Here is a 17,449-nt window from a genome sequence, read left to right as displayed (position 1 = left end):
CCGTTTCGCGTTGTGTAATGTTTGAAGAACCAATTAGTTTAGCCAAATAAAATCCATTTATGAATCATCAGACTCATCACCCCTTTTTCAGCAAACCCGGGGCATTGGCAAGCCGCCTTTTGCTCGCAGCCATGTTCCTGACTTTATTTTCATGCGGAGGAGAAAAAGAGGCCACTAAAGAGGCCGTTCCCGATCCGCCGGTGTATACGCTGGTGTTTCTGGATAAAACCCAAAGCGTGCATGTCGATAAACGCTACGTGAATGACAAATACCGCCAGGCTCTGACCGACATTATCGAGCAGAATATGAAGAACAAGGGCGATAAACTGGAAGTATACTTCATCCACGAAAACACTTCCAAGGCCCGTGCGTTGTCCCTGACCGTTCGCAGTGAACGCGATAACCTCGAAGGCGCCAATGCGACCGACCGGGAAGGCATCGAAACCGCATTCCAGCTGACATTACAAAAGGAAAAGAGCATTTATCTGCGTCAGTTGCTTGCGAAGCTCAACCAGCAGAATACCGGGTCCTCGAACCTGTCGACCGACATTTGGGCCAGCTTGCCGGTAATTGCCAAAGCCGGCGAAAGTGGCTCGGAAGTGAAAGTATATTATTTCAGTGATATGGTAGAGAGCGTGAAAGGCGCCGATCGCCGCGATTTTCATACCAATCCGCCTAAAAGCGACGCCGAAGCGGAAGAGGATGCCAAAGAAGATACCAAGAAGCTGGAACGCTACGCGATTGGCTCACCACAGGTTACGATCGTTTCTCCATTCGAACCGACGGCTTCAAGCAAAGAGAACAACCCGCACGTGACGCATTACTGGCAGACGCTCTTCCAGGAGCTGGGGGGGGTAAGTGTAGAGGAACTTTGAGTAGGGTACTATAAATTTTGAATGGCTTTCAGATTCTCAGCGTCGTCGAAGATGGCGCGGATGGGGATTTGGAAGCCTTCGATTACAAAGCTTTTAACGTCATTGCTTGAAGCTTTGAGAATCAACTCATATTTTTCGTCGATGAGGTGATATTGTTCAAGTGTTTCGTTTTCGGGATCTACGATCCAGTATTCCTCAATACCATGCGCCTGATAATCATCGAACTTTACGCCACGGTCGCGAGCTTCGGTCGAAGTTGAGAGCACTTCCACAACCAGATCGGCAGTGGGGAAAAGAATTTGATCGGTGGTGAACGTCATGGCCTTGTCTTTGCGGAAAAAGCAAATGTCAGGTTCATAATCGTTTCTAGTCAGCGTGATCATAATCTTTTCTATTCCGACAAAACCCATATCATGTTTGCAAACATAAATGTTCATAAGTTGGGCCAAACGTAGCGAAGCTTTATTGTGTTTCATCTTCACAGGAGAGTGAACCACAATCTTACCATTAATAAACTCAGTTTTCTCCTGCTCCGTGATATCATTATAAAATTTCAACCGACGCTTCCGCTCTTCATCGAGCGCTTTTTGCACTGCATCCAGCACCAGATATGCATCCGGCACATTCATGATTTCCGAAACGATACGATTACTCATTTCTCCTGTCAATTGTAGTGTTTCCAAATTTAACGAAGTTTAAGGTGAAAAAATAGACTATTGGCACTGTCATCCAGCCCAATTCTCCCTGTCCAAACTCCGATAATGAATCGCTTCCGCCAAATGCTCGACCTTGATGTCATCGCTGTCTGCGAGGTCGGCGATGGTGCGGGATACTTTGAGGATGCGGTCGTAGGCACGGGCGGAAAGGCCGATGCGTTCCATTGCTTTTTGCAGAAGCATTTTGCCGGCGTCCTCGATAATGCAGATCTGCTTGACCATTTCGGGGGTCATCATCGCGTTTGAATAGATTTCCCTGCGGTTTTTGAAGCGCTCGGTCTGGCGCTCACGTGCGCGGATCACGCGCTCGCGGATTTGCCTGCTGCTTTCGGATTTGCGGGTGGAGGATATCTGCTCAAAGGAGACGGGAGTTACCTCAACATGCAGATCAATGCGATCGAGGAGCGGACCGCTGATCTTGTTGAGGTATTTCTGAACGACACCCGGCCCGCAAACGCAGTCTTTCTCAGGATGGTTATAGTAGCCGCAGGGGCAAGGGTTCATGCTGGCGATGAGCATGAAGTTGGCAGGATATTCCACAGCCATTTTGGCCCTCGAAATACTCACTTTTCTTTCTTCCAGGGGTTGCCGCATGACTTCGAGTACTGAGCGTTTAAATTCCGGCAGCTCGTCCAGGAACAGCACGCCATTGTGAGCCAGAGATATTTCACCGGGCTGCGGATAGCTTCCGCCGCCTGTCAAATACAAAAGATGATGAGAATAATCAGGCGATTTCGGGCACTTTCCACATAAGATGATGAGAAAATATACAAGAGATGATGAGAATGGTTTGGGTTTTTACAAAAGATGATGAGAGTGTTTATGGAAACTAACCAAGCACAGTTTGACGTACATGGAGCTCAGCAGCTCTTCTTGGAAAGGCCAAGGCGTAGTAAAAGACAGTCCGAGTTGCTCGAAGATTTTCGGGAGATACTCAAATTCGACCATTGTGTTCAAATCTTTAAGGAGAACCCGGTCAACATCGAGTATTCGGATGATTCCGGTGGGCGTGGCGAATACACCCCGGATGTTTTTATTAAGTACCGCTGGGATTTCGAGCCGGCTTCATTAATCAAACCGCGTTTGTGTGCGGTGATGTACCGGGCGGATATCAAAAAGCAGTGGTACGCACTGAAACCCAGGTTCAAGGCGGCACTTGACTATGCATCCGCTCGAGGGATGGAATTCAAGATATTCACAGAAAAGGAAATCCAAACCGAGTACATGCTGAATGCGCGGTTTTTAAACCGTTATCGTGACGTGGCCGTGCTGCCGGGGTATGTAGAAAGGCTTGATAATCTGCTTGACCGGATTCCTGTGACAACACCACAGGAAATTATTCAGATTGCTGCCCGTGACTTTTATCAACAGGCTCACTATCTTTTTGTACTTTGGCATATGGTGTCACTGGGTTTAATTGGGGTGGAACTGACCTATAAGCTGACGATGAAAACGCCAATTTGGTCAAAATCAGCAAATAATCCGGTATTTGTTAAGCCATTGAAATTGAGGTAGTATGAGTCAAAAATATATTACATCTGGATCGACAGTCTCTCATATGGGAGAGCTTTACCAGGTGAAACTCGTGCTGGATGCCACCCGTGTACTAGCACATCGGCAGCAGAGTGACGATTTGAAAATATTAGGTATTGATGAGCTGGTGCCCGTCTATGAAAATGGCACCAGGGTTTCAGATATTGGCCAGGCTTCTGAAAAGGCGTGGGAGACGGCCAACAAAAGATATGGGATTATCCGGCCTGTGCTGGAAAACCGTGGGGATGGAGAGCTGGTTAAGCGCCTTAGCAAGCAACACCGTGTAAGCGTCGCCACGATCTACCGCTGGGTTGAACGCTTTGAAACCATGGGCGTGGTGTCCTCTTTGATGGACATTTCACGCGACGGGGGTAAAGGCAAGACCAGGATTCCCGAAGAGGTCGATATAGTTATTCAGGATGCGATTAAGACGCAGTATTTGACCAGGCAACGAAAGCCTCTTGGCAAGGTGTACCAGACAGTTGCAAGTGTATGCAAACAGGCAGGACTGCCCTTACCTCACAGCAATACTATCCGCAATAGGGTATTGCAAATAGCGGATTATACTCGACTCCGTTATAGATTTGGCGCCGATGCAGCGCAAGAACAGTTGGCGCCGCACAGGGGTAGTTTCCCTGGTGCGGAATCTGTTTTATCAGTGGTACAGATAGACCATACCAAGCTGGATATTATTTTGGTCGATAAGGTCGAACGCCGACCAGTCGGAAGGCCCTGGATTACGATGGCGATCGACGTTTACAGCAGGATGGTTGTTGGTTTTTATATATCGTTCGATCCTCCCGGCGCAATCGGCACAGGTCTTTGTCTGGCCAATAGTATTTTACCAAAGGAACAATGGTTGGCAAAATATGATCTGGGCGGAGAATGGCCTTGCTGGGGAACTATGAAAACGATCCACCTGGATAATGCCAAGGAATTTCGAGGTACTATGCTGAAAAGGGCCTGTGAAGAGTACGGGATTACGCTTAAATGGCGCCCAGTGAAGGCTCCAAGGTATGGAGGGCACATCGAGCGGTTTTTAGGAACGGTCCTGGGTGAGATCCATACGCTATCGGGGAGTACCTTCTCCAATCCCAGGGAACGAGGCGGCTATCGCTCCGAGGAAAAATCGACAATGACCTTGGAAGAACTGGAAGTGTGGTTGTTGAAGTTCATTACGGAAATATACCATGTACGGCTGCACTCTGGTATCGGCTGCACGCCGTTGGAGCGCTTTAAACAGGGACTTTTGGGTAAGGATGGCGAGCAGGGTATAGGCCTGCCGTTTCGTTATGCCAACGAGGATAAGGTACGGTTGGACTTTATGCCGTTCCAGGAGCGGACTGTACAGGAGTATGGGGTGATGATCGACCACATATGCTATTATTCTGATGTTTTAAGGCGTTGGATAAAAGCAACGGATTGGACAAAATACGAACACAGGCGCAAGTTACTATTCAGGCGTGATCCGCGCGATATCAGCGTCATCTACTTTTTTGACCCGGAATTAAAGGAATACTTTCCGATTCCTTACCGTGACACATCCAGGCCTGCCATAAGCATCTGGGAGCATCGCAAGGCACTCAAGGCGCTTGAAAAGCAAAAAACCGCGGTTAATGAAGACGGAATTTTTATGGCCTACGAGCAGCTGCGGCAAATAGAAGCAAATTCAGCCAATCTTACCAGAAAGGCGCGTAAGAACACCGAGCGTCCCGCTGTCCATGAGCCATTTTTGGCATCATTACCAAGAACTGAAATAGAGGACGTAGCTCAGACCGAAAGCCATGCTGTTTCTGGTCAATTCAAACCTTTTGACCTTTTGTAGGATGCAGCACCTCAATCCTGACTTACAACACCAGGTGGACTGGCCTGCTCAGCATCGTATAACTAACCTTGCCAGTAATCCCATTATCGGCTATCCGTTGGCTAAAAAGGCGCTGGACAGATTGGAGGACCTGCTTCACCACCCGCCAACCCACCGGATGCCGAACCTATTGTTAGTAGGTAACACCAATAACGGTAAGACGGTCATTGCCAATAGATTTGTTGAGCGGCACAAACCATATTCGGTTCCTGGGGAAGATTTTATCCATGTTCCTGTGCTGATGGTCCAGGCCCCGCCAGTCCCTGACGAGCGGCGCTTTTACAACGGTATTTTAGAGCGCCTTTTCACTCCTTATAAGATTAACGATAAGGTTGACAGAAAGCAGTACCAGGTGATGAATCTTCTTAATGATGTTCAAACGAAAATGATAATCATTGACGAAATTCAGCATGTGCTGGCCGGCAATATGAGCAAGCAGCGCAGTTTCCTGAATGTGATCAAGTATTTGTCCAATGAACTTCAAATACCGATTGTTGCTGTCGGGACAAAGGATGCGTTTCGGGCCATTCATACCGATCCACAACTGGCGAACCGTTTCGAGCCGCATGTGTTGCCCAGATGGCGGGACTGCGATGACTACCGCAGGTTGTTGGCAAGTTTCGAATACAATCTTCCATTGAAGAATCCATCCGGGCTGGCAGACGACGCAATAAGCTTGAAAATATTGTCAATGAGCGAAGGTACCTTGGGTGAGATCGCCGCGGTGATCCGCCTGGCGGCGACCCACGCAATAAACAGCCAACAGGAGCGAATTACTCGTAAGTTGCTGGAAAGCCTGGAATGGCTTGCACCAAGCCAACGTAAATTGGAGGCCAACCGGTTGAACGGATGAACGTGTGCGGTGCCCAACCGGCTTACTGGCCTGTGTTCGTTTTCCCCAAAGAAGATGAGCTTCTGTCGAGCTGGCTTGTCAGGCTTTCCCAGCGCCTGCGTTTAAAAGTACAGACTTTTTGCTCGCTCGCTTTTGCCGGCACCAGCGTTTGGAACCGTGATATTGATAAGCTGGCGCCGGAAGGACTTTTACAAGTGCTGGCCAGTAGAACGCCCGTGTCTTTTCTACGAGTACAACAATGTGGTTTAAAGGACTATGAAGGCCGGGTATATTTGAAGCACAACAGCCAGGGAAATACAAAATGGATCCTTCCGCTGGGAATATACCACAGGACCAGGAAAAGCTTCGGGCTGCTATTTTGCCCGATGTGCTTGCAAAAAGATGGCGAGCAGCCATATTTCAGAAAATCATGGCGTTTATCTTTCTCGGTGGTCTGTCCGACATGCCATATTTATCTACATGACAGGTGCCCGCAGTGCGATTCACCGGTCATGTTTTTCAGGGGTGAGCTCGGTCATCGCAATCAGGGACCTGAAAAGCCGATTTCCACCTGTTCGGGCTGCGGTTTTGATCTCGCTTTTAGCGAAGCAAGTCGTGCTCCTGTTAGGCTGGTCCGGATGCAAAAGAAGCTTTACAGCATCCTTGGGCACGGATGGAAAAAAGAGGTTATCTATTCCCACCTTTATTTTGATGTGTTGGGGCAGGTGCTGAAAATACTTCTATCGAATTCTCCCAAATGCAAAGTGGTTCAAAATGACCTGTCGTTACGATTTGGTTGCAACTTACCTAGTCAGCAGGAAAGGGATTGTCCTGGGTTTGATTTCTTGCCGTTATCAACCCGTACGGCGCTGCTCAGGCAAGCTTGTTGGTTATTGGAAGGGGACTGCAAAAACCTGATTTTCATATGCACCTATCACGGGCTTACCAGCAGTGACCTGCTCAGGGATATGAAACAGGCGCCGTTTTGGTACGACGAGCTGGTGACTAGAAACTTTTTTGTTTCTAATGCTAACAGGACTTTTCTTGCCCCGGCATTCAGGCGGGAAGAATTGGGTAGGGAAAAAGCCCCGGTTAATGGATTACCAGGCCCGAAAAGAAAATACGGGCGTGGGTATATTTGTAAGCGGTGTGATTCTGACTGGATGATACTTAACGGAAAGCGCTCAGGAAATATCAGGATCAAGTGTCGGAATTGTGGCGCCGGCCAGACGGTTGCGCCAGGAGCTCCAGTTTTGAAACTTGTTGAGTTGAAAACCAGGGCGTTTTAATTCAAGGATAGGTGTTGCTTTCGCTGGGTTTTTGCTGCGTTTTGTAGTAAGTTAGGTTAGAAATGGAAGGTGTGGAGCCGTATGAATAAAAGAGGACAGACAATGGACGGAGAAATTGATGTGGAAGATATTTGGTTTCTGAACGATCGCATTTTTATACGGACGGTATCCGGTGAACAGCGAAGCTTACCGCTGAAGTGGTTTCCCAGACTTTCGGGTGCGTCGCAGGCAGACCGAGAGAAGTTTGAACTTTCCGCTTTCGGCATTCATTGGCCGGATTTGGATGAAGATTTAAGTTTTGAAGGCTTTTTTACTTACATAAAACAAAACGGCTAACCCTGAAACCGACAGCACTTTTCAGGGTATTGTATTATTGAAGATCGGTAATTTGATACCGGTCAGACTTGCCTTCAGACGGAGTATAAAGAAAATGAGAAACGGACAGGTAGCTTTTAATTGGCAGGACTGGCAGTTGAAGACATAGTCGTAAAATAGTCGGAGTAGTTACCCTTTTGAATAACTACTCTGACTGCTCAATTGATTTGATTCTGCGATTTGAAAATAGAAAAAGCAGAATAAGGAAGTTGTTTTTCAAAGAATAACCTACCTAGCACCGATGCACCGGGGATATTCATTCTGTCAGCGAAAGCGCCAATGATTTCGTCAGAAAAACGCTGCTGTGCCACAAAGTTTTCCCATTCTTTTTCTGGGATCATTGCGTTTTGCGCCATTGTGTTCGCTTCCTGTTCTTTAATATCGATTTCCCTGACATCGTCAATAGAATCAACAAATGACATGTCGTGATCTTTATTTAAATGCAGGTATACGTGTGACAGTTCGTGGTAGACTACAAAAACCAGGTTATCCAGCCGTTTATGGCGTAGCGTTAAGCAAATAACCGGGTTTTCACCACACCAGAAAGCAGCGCCGTCAAGCGGCGCATGCTCGGGTTTTGGGGCTTGTACAACCTTGATCCCGTGTTTTGAAAGGAACTTCGTCAGGTTTTGGAGAACATCCTTGCCTTTGAAAATGGGTTTCAAACCATCGAATACCTGTTGTCGTGATGAAAAATCAAATGGCGCAACCTTTAAACCGGCGGATAAATATTTCGTATAAGCCAACCAGCTATTAACAAAAGGTTTGTATTCGATCAGTTTTCCTGATTTTTTGAACCGGATCCCATTTGGGGTTTTTTCACCTACTGTTTCGATTAATTCCTCAGGTGAGTTGGCATTTAATATCAGCTGCAGTTTTCTCAAATCCTTTACGGGATTTCCGTCGAGCTCTTCCTGCTTTCTAAAATAGGGTAAAGGCACATAAGTCCTTATCTCCCGAAGCCAATTGATCGCTTTAAGTTTCTCTTTTAAAGCGGTTTCCTTGCTTGCGCTCAATAAATTGAAATTAGCCTGCAAGTCGTTGTACTTGTTGGGATCGCATTCCAGGAACGCCGCTAATAACAGGGACATGTCAGGGGTAATCGATCTTTTTCCTTTGATGATTTCGCTGAGCAGTGATGGTAAAATGCCAATTTCGGCTGCAAGGTCATTTTGCTTAATGCCTTTTGCGGCGAGTTCCCTTTTTAAAATTTGTCCCGGATGTACGGGCGTAAAGGTATCCTCGATTTCAGTCATAACGTTCGGTTATTTTTCGTAGTTGGATTACGATGATTTCGTTGATTATTCCGGCAATTGTAATGCATTCAATTTCAAGTCGGTGTTCTTTATCTACCAACAATGAGAGGATCGAAGTGTTCTTGACGATATATGCATTTAAATGGGGTGTTTTCAAAATCTGTTCTATTGTCGTAACAATAGTCAGTTCCGCAATTACAATATTGAATTCCCTGCGTGTGGATATTTTGCATGGGAACCTGTCTGCGGGTTTCGAGTCATAACATCGTAACCTCCTGAGTAAGGGGTCTTTAAAGCTTATCTTGTTCAATTTACGACAAAAATATACGGAAATCCAACACGGTCAAAATATTTTTTTTCAAAAAATTCACTGATTTGTGAATAATTTCACGTGAAATAATTTGGGTCATCGCTTGGAAATACGGAAAAACCCTGTAACCTTTGCATAGATCGATTTTTGAAAGGAGGTGCAATCATGTGAGAACCGAGAGAAAATACCAAAAAAATAGCCTGCTGACGTCCAGACCAATGAACAAGCCAGCAGACCAACAAGAGTACTTAATTATTCACCTTATCGCTCAGGCCGTGGGAAGCCGTGAGCGTTAACAACACAAATGTATGGAAAACGTACAGAATGAAAAACTCGGTCAGCCGCACAGCGACGCTGACATCATTGTTCAAGCAAACATCATTTTGATTGATGTCGAAGACTTCGGTCTTCATCAAAGGCCCCACCCGGCGCATGATCCGGGAGTGGAAGTCCACTATCATTATATAGTGAAAGTCGACCAAAGCCAGAATACGTTCACCAGTCCCTTCGTTACCGGCGCGGACTTGATGGCTGTTTCCGGTAAAGATTCAGCCAGATTCCGCCTAATCCAGCTTTTGAAAGGGCCGGGCCACCAGAATCACACCAGAGTGATAGCCCTGGATGAGACGGTTGATTTACGCGGATTTGGTATTGAGAGGTTTGTTACCGAAGCTATTGCCATTACCTTCTATATAGATCAACAGGACTATCAGACCCAGGAGCCTTGCTTGACGGTCCGTCAAATCCTGGTTGATTTCGCAGGTGTAGACCCTTCGGAAAAAACACTTGCCGACAAGCAGAATTGTTCGCACGAGTATAAAAATCTCGACGAAGCGATCTGCTTACACCAGGGGCAGACATTTACGCTGTTCGACAACGCCCCAACCCAAGTGTCATGAAGATAGGAGTAGAATGCATTCTGGAAAGCCTGCGTGAGCAGGGCTACCAGAATGTGACGGTCCTTACCGAAGGTGGGGCTTCGTATGTTATGATTGCGGACTACGAAATTCCGACCGGCACTTTTGCCGGTCGGAAGATCGATCTCGCAATTCCTGTGCCGCAAGATTATCCACGTGCGTGCCCGTCCTCGATACACCTCAGGGCGAGGCCACACCTGGTCGATTTTGGATCGGTCCCCGGCCTGCGGAATGTTATTAACAGCCCGTTGGGTAGTGAATGGCAATATTGGAGTTACAGTTTTCAGGCGCGTCCAGGAAATACCACGCGCGAATTAATTTCTCAGATCAATGGCGTATTTAAAAGAAATTGAACAGGAGGAATTCAGCGTGGCAATACCTGCTGATCTAAATGAAACGTTGGCCAGGCACCTGATACGCGATGACCGGCAGGAGGATGTGGCCTTTGCGCTTTATAAGCCTTCGGCAGGTAGTACTCGGTTTACTTCATTAATCCATCAAGTCTTGCTCCCGCTGGAAGGAGAGCGGCAAGTTCACGGGAACGTGACGATCAACCCGGCTTTTTTCAGACGGGCGTGCAAGGAGGCATCCATGCAGGGTTCAGGGCTTGTACTGCTGCATAGTCACCCGTCTTGCGGCTGGCAGGCAATGAGCGACGATGATGTAACTACCGAAATGTCATACAGCAGTTCCTCTTTGACTGTTACAGAATTGCCGCTGGTGGGGCTCACTTTGGGCAATGATGGCACTTGGAGCGCGCGGATTTGGGAATACAACCGGGAAACCTACAAGCCAAAGTTCGCGTCTACCGTAAGGGTGGTTGGAAAGCGTCTTGAGGTTTCCTACTACGACGATATCAGGCTCCGCCCAAATTTCCGGCCAGCTTTCAAACGGACTCTAACGGTTTGGGGGGAGCAGAATCATGCGCACCTGGCCCGTTTAAGGGTAGGAGTCGTCGGAGTAGGCAGTGTAGGAAGCCTGGTTGTGGATGCTCTTGCCCGAATGGGTGTTGAGCGGATCACGATGCTGGACTTCGATGAAATTCGGGAGCATAACCTTGATAGGCTGACCGGAGCATCTTTTGCAGATCTGGGTAAATTGAAAGTGGACGTAGCTGCAGAACGGGTGAGGGTGATAGCCACCGGGGAAGTAAAGGAAGTGAATCCGGTACCATTTGGGGTTACAGAGCGCCAAGGTTATGCCCGGGCACTGGATTGCGATATTATTTTCAGCTGTGTTGACAGGCCCTGGCCCCGTTATGTTTTGAACAACCTGGCATATGGCCATCTGATCCCCGTTGTCGACGGAGGTATCGGGGTCCGGTTTAAAAAGGAGTCAACTATTTTCGAAGGGGCAGACTGGCAACTACAGTCGGTTGGGCCGCAACGGCCTTGCCTTCATTGCTTGAAAGCCTACGATGCTGCGGATGTGCAATTGGAGCGCGACGGTATGCTAGACGACCCGTCATATATATCTGGCTTACCAGAGAACCACCGTTTCAAGCGGAATGAGAATATCTTTCCTTTCAGCATGAATTTGGCATCATTGGAAATTATGCAATTCATCGCACAGGTCACCGGTATCGGCGGTACGGATTATTTCGGCACGCAACGCTTCTCTTATACTCATGGATTTATACGAAAGGACGAGGCGGCGAGTTGCGAACCGGGGTGCTACTTCCAAAGCGGGATCGCATTAGGGGATACTCAGTTCGGCCCCCCTCACGGCCGCGACCATTCGGCAGAAGCTGCGCGGTTAAGACAGCGCGAAGGTATTCCTGAATGGTCGGAAGAAAATGCTACTACATAATCTGCGAATTATGTAATACAAAGAATAGTGAGCCCAGGGATATTGTTATCTCTGGGCGTTTGTATAGCAAATAACATGCTTAACATCTCCCGGTGTGAGCGCTGAGTAAATTAATGATGGCAATCTCAGCTTGATAATAAAATATTGGTAAACAGTCGTTTTAAACTTCAAGAAGATACTTCTGCGTGTTTTTATACAGATATTCTTTGTTGAAATTGTAAGGCTCTTTAATAATTCCGGCCCCATCAATCCATTTTGGTGAACCCCAAAAGGTGTCCCGTAATTTCCTTGATGCTTGGAATTTGATGATCACTCCCCTTTTTTTGAGTACATGCGTACTCGAGGAAAGCTTTGCTAAAATTCTGCTGGGGTCTCCTCCCTCTATTTCAACAATTAATTCAGCGGCTTCGCGGAAATGTAGAAACCTGTTTTCGCGTTTCAGTAGATAAATAAACTTGTCAGGATATGACCACTTAGTGTCATAATCTTTGGAAGTAGTTGCCTGATTTTCAGTGTATTGCTCAGGTGATTCGCCGCTTTGTTGAGTCAGGCTTGTCAACGTACTATCTGCAATTGAAAGCTGTGCGAGAAGTGTCGATCTGGTTGCTACCAAGGATTCAATTAAGGAATCGACCGGATTTCTTTTCATTAATAAAAATATGTGTTAGTTTTGTAATGCAATACGGCTGCGCCCAAAAGCACGATCCGTGTTGGTAATTTTTCTTCCGAAAAGGGCTTTGTGTTTGGAGACGCGAGCCCTTTTTTGTTCCAGCAAATATAGCTTCTTTTATTATCGTTGCAATAGATGGTAGAGTATTTTTATAAATACTGAATACAACAGGTATAAGAGAAGGACATTGAAGGCAACCCAATATGTTTTTGGCAAAAGTGTGACTAAGTTTTTTTAAGTTTTTCCAAAAAAACCATATTTTTTGGAACGAATCGCACTTTCTAGAAATGTAACGGATTGACATTCAAGTATATTTTGAACACCATTTGCTTTTGCCAATTTGATTAGTAGAGTTGAAAAATTAAAATTATAAAACTTTATGTTTTGAATTTGTGCCGCTATTGAATCGCATTCGGGTCATTATTGAAAAAACTCATCTATTTGATATCGTTTCTTTTTGCTACCTGCCAGTTGTTTATCTGCGCTTTTATTTTCCAGGGCGATTTTCTCGGTACAAATGATTGGAAAGGTGACCAAGAGTTTGATCGCTGAAATCGGGCCGTTGTGGTAAATCGTTTGCACCCAGTTTGTTTGTGTTATTATTTTTGGGGCCGGTAATGCATAAAAGCCAGCATTTGCCGGCTTTTATAGATGGGTGCGTTACTTTACACAACCAGGTGGGCTATCTTCGGATATGTCAGCCGGGCGTGACCGGGGAACCTCTTGGTCGCAAACGGCCGAAAGTAGTGCCGATTCAGAAATCGGATTCTTTGATATAGAATATTGAAGTACTGTTTTCGTCGTCTTCGCGAATATCTATAGATGTGTAATCTTCGCTCTCCAGCTCATGTTCGCAGTACTCGGTGTAGCAGGATTCCGGGTTAAAGATTTTGAGCATTGTGATTACCGAAATAGCATAGAGCTCGTCCGAGTCTATTTCCCAGGCTAGCTCAATGATGTCGCCAGCGTCGTTGTAGCATTGCATGAAGACGCTGAGCTCCCGCCAGGATCTGGCCTTCATCTCATCCAGGTGCTCGGTTGAGCCGACTTTCTTCTTGATTTCAGAATATTTCTCTTGCCAGAGAATCTCCCACTCGCGGTATAGTACAGGAAGAAATACGTGTTTTTGGATGCCGGCATCAATGTATATTTGACTCCATATGTTTTCATTGGTCATTGTTACGATTTCATCGTAGGACCTTTCATCAATGAAAGATTTAAGTCTTGCGCTCAGGCCCTGATAGGTGTCGATGGTAAACGTGTCGCCTTCTTTTGTGACGAAATTTACCATGTTATCCACCGTTTCAGGTTGGTATTCACCTCTGGGTATTCCGGAGTGTTTTTCAAAGGCGAGCAAAAATTCTTCATAAGATGGAATGTCGTCGGCCTTGTTTTGGTCATCGAACATCTTTCTTGCAATGCCCTCAATGCCTGAGGGGCCAGTGAAGTTTTCGGCTTCGATCTTGAGCATATCCAGAATATTTTCGGCACCTTGGGCTTTTAGCTCATGGAATCGCTGCGATAGATACTTCTTAAAGCTGAGCAGCGTAAAATAGTAGGGGTCCTCTGTGGGGCCTTCTTCTTTACGGGAGTCCCAGTGGTCAGGATCCACGCTGTGGCCAAGAGAAAAAGTGACGCGCTCGGATCCATCAGAGATTCGGCAGTATAAGTTTTTCTTCCTTTCGGCATTCAGATAGTAGGCAATCTTCATTGTGTAGTCTGTTTTGGGTTTACTTTATAATATGTGATATAATATTAGTCAATAACAATGTGAATTCCATAAAAATATACCACATATTATTATTCGTTTAAGTTTATATCGCGCACCCTTCTGCCCTGCTGTTTACAAAAACGGTCGTTTTATTAAACTTCCATGCGAGCATGTGCAACCGTTCAAAAATTTGTTTATCTTGTTATGTATTTTTTCAAAGTGTATTTTATTAAGATTTTTTAAGTTTTGTAAACAGTATGATTAAACTGGGGTATGCCCGGGTCTCGACTCAGGAGCAAAACTTGGACATGCAATTGGACGCGCTTCGAGGTGAAGGGTGCAAGCAGGTCTTTACTGACAAGGTATCAGGAATTCGGTCCAGTAAACCTAACTTTGAAAGGCTGATGGAGTATGCGCGGCCTGGTGACACGATAGTCGTATGGAAGCTAGACAGACTGGGAAGAAGTACTGTAAAACTAATTGAGCTGATGGAAGTTTTCCGTGAAAGGCAGATCCATTTGAAATCCCTGTCCGAATCGATCGATACCAGTTCTGCCACAGGCAACCTGTTCTTTCAATTTATGTGTGTACTTGCTGAGCATGAAAGAAACATTATCAGGGAACGTACCAAAGCGGGGCTTGCGTCGGCCCGTGCAAGGGGACGGACCGGAGGAAGGCCCGCTGGGCTGAGCGAACGCTACCAAAGAATCGCACCCGAGGTGAAGGAGATGTACCTCCGTAATAACCGAAGCACGGATATGATCCGGGAAATCTTTCAGATCAAAAGTCAACCAACACTATATAAGATACTAGACTATGCCGGCGTAGAAGTAAAGGGGTTTCTCAAAAAGCGGAAGTAGCGCGAGCCCGCTGGGAGGAAACGGGCTTCTTTGTACAGGCAGGATTTTACTGGATTTTAAACTCCTGAACGACGGTCTTATTATATCCTTTATAACCACCGCGGAAATCGCGTGAAGAAATAGAGATGCAGTCCTGCATTGACTCGGAGTTCAACTGCTCTCAACTCGCTTGATGTAGGCCACAAGTCTTTCAGCCACTTTTCGAGGAGTGTCTTTTCCCAAGTGATCAAAGGCCTGTTTGTGGATATAAATATTTTGCGGTGAGCGCCAATGCTTCCATTTGCCCTGGACCGTAGCCAAATTAATGGTAATCCAGTTCAGGTGGGTGTCCGTTAAAATTGGCCTGGATGGTATGTAAACCAACCCACGACTGAACCGCTCGTTTGAGCGGGCTTCACAGTCAATAAGGTAATATGCCGTGTTTTGACTCGAAATTTTCAGGAACGTTGCAAGGCGAGATCGGGAGCGCAGCCTTCCACCAACATCTTCTTTGATTGTACACCAGTTTCGCACCGATTTCGACATTTGTGCAGTTTGATGAAAGCTCACTTTTCTTCCAGGATGATCCGACTCTTGCCAATGAGTTGTTCGTGTGAGGTATTTGCATGTTAGCCCCATCCTTGTTAATTCTTCCACAAGCTCGTTTAGATCTTCCCAATCAATGCCGTCAGATGGTTGAATACTTTCTATTTGAGTATGTGCGGTTAAGCCATCGTGGCCTCCGGAATTCTCTGAGACACTTGCCCTGGGTACGTCTTGGGGCATTGCAAAATGTTTACCGAGCGTTTTTACTTTTTGTTGATGTTTTTTTACCTTTTCAATTGGTGGGGACAAAAGAAATTTTGTCCGGACCTGTCCTGAAAGGTGAGCACTATTGATCTGTGGGTTCGCAGTTTCAGTAGAGCTTATCTCCACGTCTGCTGCGGGGAGCTCCGGGCTGGTCTGCCAGTTGGGCTGGGCATCCTTGTACTGCAAGGCGTTCTGAGTCTGGTCGGTATTATTATCCCGGTCAAACCATAGTTTTGTGTATGGGTAATCGGCTTTTACGTTAATGATGGAATAGGCTAAAAAAGCCCATTCTCCTCCGGTTTGGTCAGTGTCTTCCGATGATTTAACATATTTTCCACAAAGGGATATAGCGGCGCTTCCCGTGAGGGGAAGATTGGCTTTGATAAAGGGATCTATCGCGTGTTGATGGGCTAGTTGGAGCTCCTGGCTTATTTGTATAACGCGCGTGTTGGCGATGGGGCAGAAGACAAACCTTCCGATGTATTCAGCATCCGAATCCAGCATCTTTTTACGAATTTGGATAAATGCTTCCCTTGTTTCAGTATCAAAACGACTCTTGGAATGCACATACACTTCATCGCGGGGAATGCCACCTGAAAATACCTGTTTAAGAAGGCTATTAGAACCGCTGTAAAAGAAGCGGACAACTTCGCTGGTAGGAATGATGATTTTCCGAACTGGCCTTTCTTCGCTAAAATTAGCAAAGCTGTCGGAGCCGATCATGACGCATGGCGATTGATTGTGTCTTTTTGCCAGGTTATAGGGGTAATATTTGTGGGGGATATCTATTTCCCGATCAATAGTTGATAACTGGGCTTTTTGGGCATCGCTTATTCTGATCCGCGCCTTGGAAATGCCCGCGTTGGAAGATGGTGCGGTGACCATTTTTGTTTTATACCATATACTGCCGATTTCAAGCAGACCAACCAGTCCGACATTGACTTTGGCAGTCTTTCGAAAAGAGCCGTATTGATCCTTGATAACAAAGGATGCATGGGAGTTGGGCTTTTGCAGATAAAGTGCGTAGTCGATGGCCACAAAGTCAACCTCAATGAGGTAGTCATTCTGGTTTTGGGACACCTTGCCAACCCAGGCTAAATACCAGTACTGATCCCCGTCGGGAAATTCGGGGATTTGATAGGGATTGTGCATCAATGCTAAATATTAGGAACATAAGTGAGAAGAACTTACCTGAGGCGCCTGAGTAAGATTTTCACCATGGCTTAGGTGGCAAGCGCCGCTAGCCTCCGGCGAGCAATGCTCTAGCACTTCTGAGCTCTAATGCGTATAAATTAATCGCCTTCTCTCGTTCTGCCTTAGCGGTAATAGGGTACGCCCTGCTAAGTTTGAGTATTTCGCTGTGGCGTTTCCTGTATTGCTGGGCGTCTTTCGGGTTTTGTAGTGCTTGTGGCTTTTTCTGCTCGCGGAACCAGAGCTGAAATAGATTCCTGCAAGCGAGCTCATAACGCTTTCAAAAGTCTCAATACTTTCAAAAATATCAAAACCGAAAGGATCTGCATTTAAGTCTATCTTTCTAATATCCATTTTGTTGAAGGCCTATGGAAAGTACAGTTCTAGGTATAAAGTTAATGAATTCCCCCAGTTTGTGTCTGTTAGATCACCGGCATGCTTTACCCTATCGA

General features: G+C 46.3%; 16 protein-coding genes. 10 read left to right on the top strand and 6 right to left on the bottom strand.

From position 1 onward, the window contains the following. Positions 1 to 59: 59 nt before the first annotated feature. Entirely contained in the window at positions 60 to 875 is an 816-nt protein-coding gene (locus ACQ4MZ_RS26560; RefSeq protein WP_430850287.1) for a hypothetical protein, read from the top strand. Between the two features lie 8 nt (positions 876 to 883). On the opposite strand, the gene ACQ4MZ_RS26555 is transcribed toward ACQ4MZ_RS26560, so the two are convergent. Continuing rightward, positions 884 to 1,558, bottom strand: coding sequence for a Uma2 family endonuclease (locus ACQ4MZ_RS26555; protein ID WP_430850285.1), 675 nt, complete (start codon positions 1,556 to 1,558; stop codon positions 884 to 886). A gap of 42 nt (positions 1,559 to 1,600) precedes the next feature. Beyond that, a complete protein-coding gene (locus tag ACQ4MZ_RS26550) occupies positions 1,601 to 2,350 on the bottom strand; it encodes a YifB family Mg chelatase-like AAA ATPase (RefSeq protein ID WP_430850565.1) in 750 nt (249 codons plus the stop codon). Positions 2,351 to 2,413: 63 nt separating this feature from the next. Between ACQ4MZ_RS26550 and ACQ4MZ_RS26545 the strand changes: the two genes are divergently transcribed. From ACQ4MZ_RS26545 to ACQ4MZ_RS26525, 5 genes are all read left to right on the top strand, one after another. Beyond that, positions 2,414 to 3,106, top strand: coding sequence for a TnsA endonuclease N-terminal domain-containing protein (locus tag ACQ4MZ_RS26545; RefSeq protein ID WP_430850283.1), 693 nt, complete (start codon positions 2,414 to 2,416; stop codon positions 3,104 to 3,106). 1 nt (position 3,107) lies between these two features. Next, the gene (locus ACQ4MZ_RS26540) at positions 3,108 to 4,949 is read left to right on the top strand and encodes a helix-turn-helix domain-containing protein (protein ID WP_430850281.1); all 1,842 of its coding nucleotides are present in this window, start codon (positions 3,108 to 3,110) and stop codon (positions 4,947 to 4,949) included. A 1-nt stretch (position 4,950) separates the two neighbouring features. Further along, positions 4,951 to 5,841, top strand: coding sequence for a TniB family NTP-binding protein (locus tag ACQ4MZ_RS26535; protein WP_430850279.1), 891 nt, complete (start codon positions 4,951 to 4,953; stop codon positions 5,839 to 5,841). Continuing rightward, positions 5,838 to 7,109 (top strand): TniQ family protein, encoded by a 1,272-nt coding sequence (locus ACQ4MZ_RS26530; protein ID WP_430850277.1) that lies wholly within the window; start codon positions 5,838 to 5,840, stop codon positions 7,107 to 7,109. The genes ACQ4MZ_RS26535 and ACQ4MZ_RS26530 overlap by 4 nt, the downstream gene beginning before the upstream one ends. Before the next feature lie 102 nt (positions 7,110 to 7,211). Next, complete coding sequence (locus ACQ4MZ_RS26525) at positions 7,212 to 7,445, top strand: DUF2442 domain-containing protein (RefSeq protein ID WP_430850275.1); 234 nt, start codon at positions 7,212 to 7,214, stop codon at positions 7,443 to 7,445. A gap of 197 nt (positions 7,446 to 7,642) precedes the next feature. Here ACQ4MZ_RS26525 and ACQ4MZ_RS26520 read toward each other — a convergent pair whose 3' ends face one another. Continuing rightward, positions 7,643 to 8,740, bottom strand: coding sequence for a HigA family addiction module antitoxin (locus tag ACQ4MZ_RS26520; RefSeq protein WP_430850273.1), 1,098 nt, complete (start codon positions 8,738 to 8,740; stop codon positions 7,643 to 7,645). Between the two features lie 618 nt (positions 8,741 to 9,358). On the opposite strand from ACQ4MZ_RS26520, the gene ACQ4MZ_RS26515 reads away from it, so the two are divergent. The 3 genes from ACQ4MZ_RS26515 to ACQ4MZ_RS26505 are packed head-to-tail and all read left to right on the top strand — an operon-like array spanning position 9,359 to position 11,776. Continuing rightward, positions 9,359 to 9,949 (top strand): multiubiquitin domain-containing protein, encoded by a 591-nt coding sequence (locus ACQ4MZ_RS26515; RefSeq protein WP_430850271.1) that lies wholly within the window; start codon positions 9,359 to 9,361, stop codon positions 9,947 to 9,949. Further along, the gene (locus ACQ4MZ_RS26510; protein ID WP_430850269.1) at positions 9,946 to 10,320 is read left to right on the top strand and encodes an E2/UBC family protein; all 375 of its coding nucleotides are present in this window, start codon (positions 9,946 to 9,948) and stop codon (positions 10,318 to 10,320) included. Before ACQ4MZ_RS26515 ends, ACQ4MZ_RS26510 begins: the two co-directional genes overlap by 4 nt. Beyond that, the gene (locus ACQ4MZ_RS26505; protein ID WP_430850267.1) at positions 10,298 to 11,776 is read left to right on the top strand and encodes a HesA/MoeB/ThiF family protein; all 1,479 of its coding nucleotides are present in this window, start codon (positions 10,298 to 10,300) and stop codon (positions 11,774 to 11,776) included. The genes ACQ4MZ_RS26510 and ACQ4MZ_RS26505 overlap by 23 nt, the downstream gene beginning before the upstream one ends. Positions 11,777 to 11,936: 160 nt before the next feature. Here ACQ4MZ_RS26505 and ACQ4MZ_RS26500 read toward each other — a convergent pair whose 3' ends face one another. Both ACQ4MZ_RS26500 and ACQ4MZ_RS26495 read right to left on the bottom strand, forming a co-directional pair. Next, positions 11,937 to 12,425 carry a hypothetical protein gene (locus tag ACQ4MZ_RS26500; protein ID WP_430850265.1) on the bottom strand — a complete coding sequence of 163 codons (489 nt, stop codon included), beginning with the start codon at positions 12,423 to 12,425 and terminating at the stop codon, positions 11,937 to 11,939. Between the two features lie 775 nt (positions 12,426 to 13,200). Then, complete coding sequence (locus ACQ4MZ_RS26495) at positions 13,201 to 14,157, bottom strand: Arm DNA-binding domain-containing protein (protein WP_430850263.1); 957 nt, start codon at positions 14,155 to 14,157, stop codon at positions 13,201 to 13,203. Between the two features lie 257 nt (positions 14,158 to 14,414). Between ACQ4MZ_RS26495 and ACQ4MZ_RS26490 the strand changes: the two genes are divergently transcribed. Then, positions 14,415 to 15,017: a recombinase family protein gene (locus tag ACQ4MZ_RS26490; RefSeq protein WP_430850261.1), complete on the top strand. Its 603-nt coding sequence runs from the start codon at positions 14,415 to 14,417 to the stop codon at positions 15,015 to 15,017. A 150-nt stretch (positions 15,018 to 15,167) separates the two neighbouring features. Here the strand turns inward: ACQ4MZ_RS26490 and ACQ4MZ_RS26485 are convergent, their stop codons facing one another. Beyond that, positions 15,168 to 16,958 carry a hypothetical protein gene (locus ACQ4MZ_RS26485; RefSeq protein WP_430850259.1) on the bottom strand — a complete coding sequence of 597 codons (1,791 nt, stop codon included), beginning with the start codon at positions 16,956 to 16,958 and terminating at the stop codon, positions 15,168 to 15,170. Positions 16,959 to 17,449 lie beyond the last annotated feature (491 nt).

Source organism: Dyadobacter sp. BHUBP1 (assembly GCF_050587785.1).
Classification (GTDB): Bacteria; Bacteroidota; Bacteroidia; order Cytophagales; family Spirosomataceae; genus Dyadobacter.
This window is presented reverse-complemented; position numbering and strand designations above follow the sequence as displayed.

Bases quoted from the DNA above. Each gene is read 5' to 3' on its own strand.
- ACQ4MZ_RS26535 (WP_430850279.1), top strand. From the start codon at position 4,951: ATGCAGCACCTCAATCCTGACTTACAACACCAGGTGGACTGGCCTGCT.
- ACQ4MZ_RS26545 (WP_430850283.1), top strand. From the start codon at position 2,414: ATGGAAACTAACCAAGCACAGTTTGACGTACATGGAGCTCAGCAGCTC.
- ACQ4MZ_RS26485 (WP_430850259.1), bottom strand. From the start codon at position 16,958: ATGCACAATCCCTATCAAATCCCCGAATTTCCCGACGGGGATCAGTAC.
- ACQ4MZ_RS26540 (WP_430850281.1), top strand. From the start codon at position 3,108: ATGAGTCAAAAATATATTACATCTGGATCGACAGTCTCTCATATGGGA.
- ACQ4MZ_RS26500 (WP_430850265.1), bottom strand. From the start codon at position 12,425: ATGAAAAGAAATCCGGTCGATTCCTTAATTGAATCCTTGGTAGCAACC.
- ACQ4MZ_RS26560 (WP_430850287.1), top strand. From the start codon at position 60: ATGAATCATCAGACTCATCACCCCTTTTTCAGCAAACCCGGGGCATTG.
- ACQ4MZ_RS26530 (WP_430850277.1), top strand. From the start codon at position 5,838: ATGAACGTGTGCGGTGCCCAACCGGCTTACTGGCCTGTGTTCGTTTTC.
- ACQ4MZ_RS26490 (WP_430850261.1), top strand. From the start codon at position 14,415: ATGATTAAACTGGGGTATGCCCGGGTCTCGACTCAGGAGCAAAACTTG.
- ACQ4MZ_RS26495 (WP_430850263.1), bottom strand. From the start codon at position 14,157: ATGAAGATTGCCTACTATCTGAATGCCGAAAGGAAGAAAAACTTATAC.
- ACQ4MZ_RS26515 (WP_430850271.1), top strand. From the start codon at position 9,359: ATGGAAAACGTACAGAATGAAAAACTCGGTCAGCCGCACAGCGACGCT.
- ACQ4MZ_RS26505 (WP_430850267.1), top strand. From the start codon at position 10,298: ATGGCGTATTTAAAAGAAATTGAACAGGAGGAATTCAGCGTGGCAATA.
- ACQ4MZ_RS26525 (WP_430850275.1), top strand. From the start codon at position 7,212: ATGGACGGAGAAATTGATGTGGAAGATATTTGGTTTCTGAACGATCGC.
- ACQ4MZ_RS26520 (WP_430850273.1), bottom strand. From the start codon at position 8,740: ATGACTGAAATCGAGGATACCTTTACGCCCGTACATCCGGGACAAATT.
- ACQ4MZ_RS26510 (WP_430850269.1), top strand. From the start codon at position 9,946: ATGAAGATAGGAGTAGAATGCATTCTGGAAAGCCTGCGTGAGCAGGGC.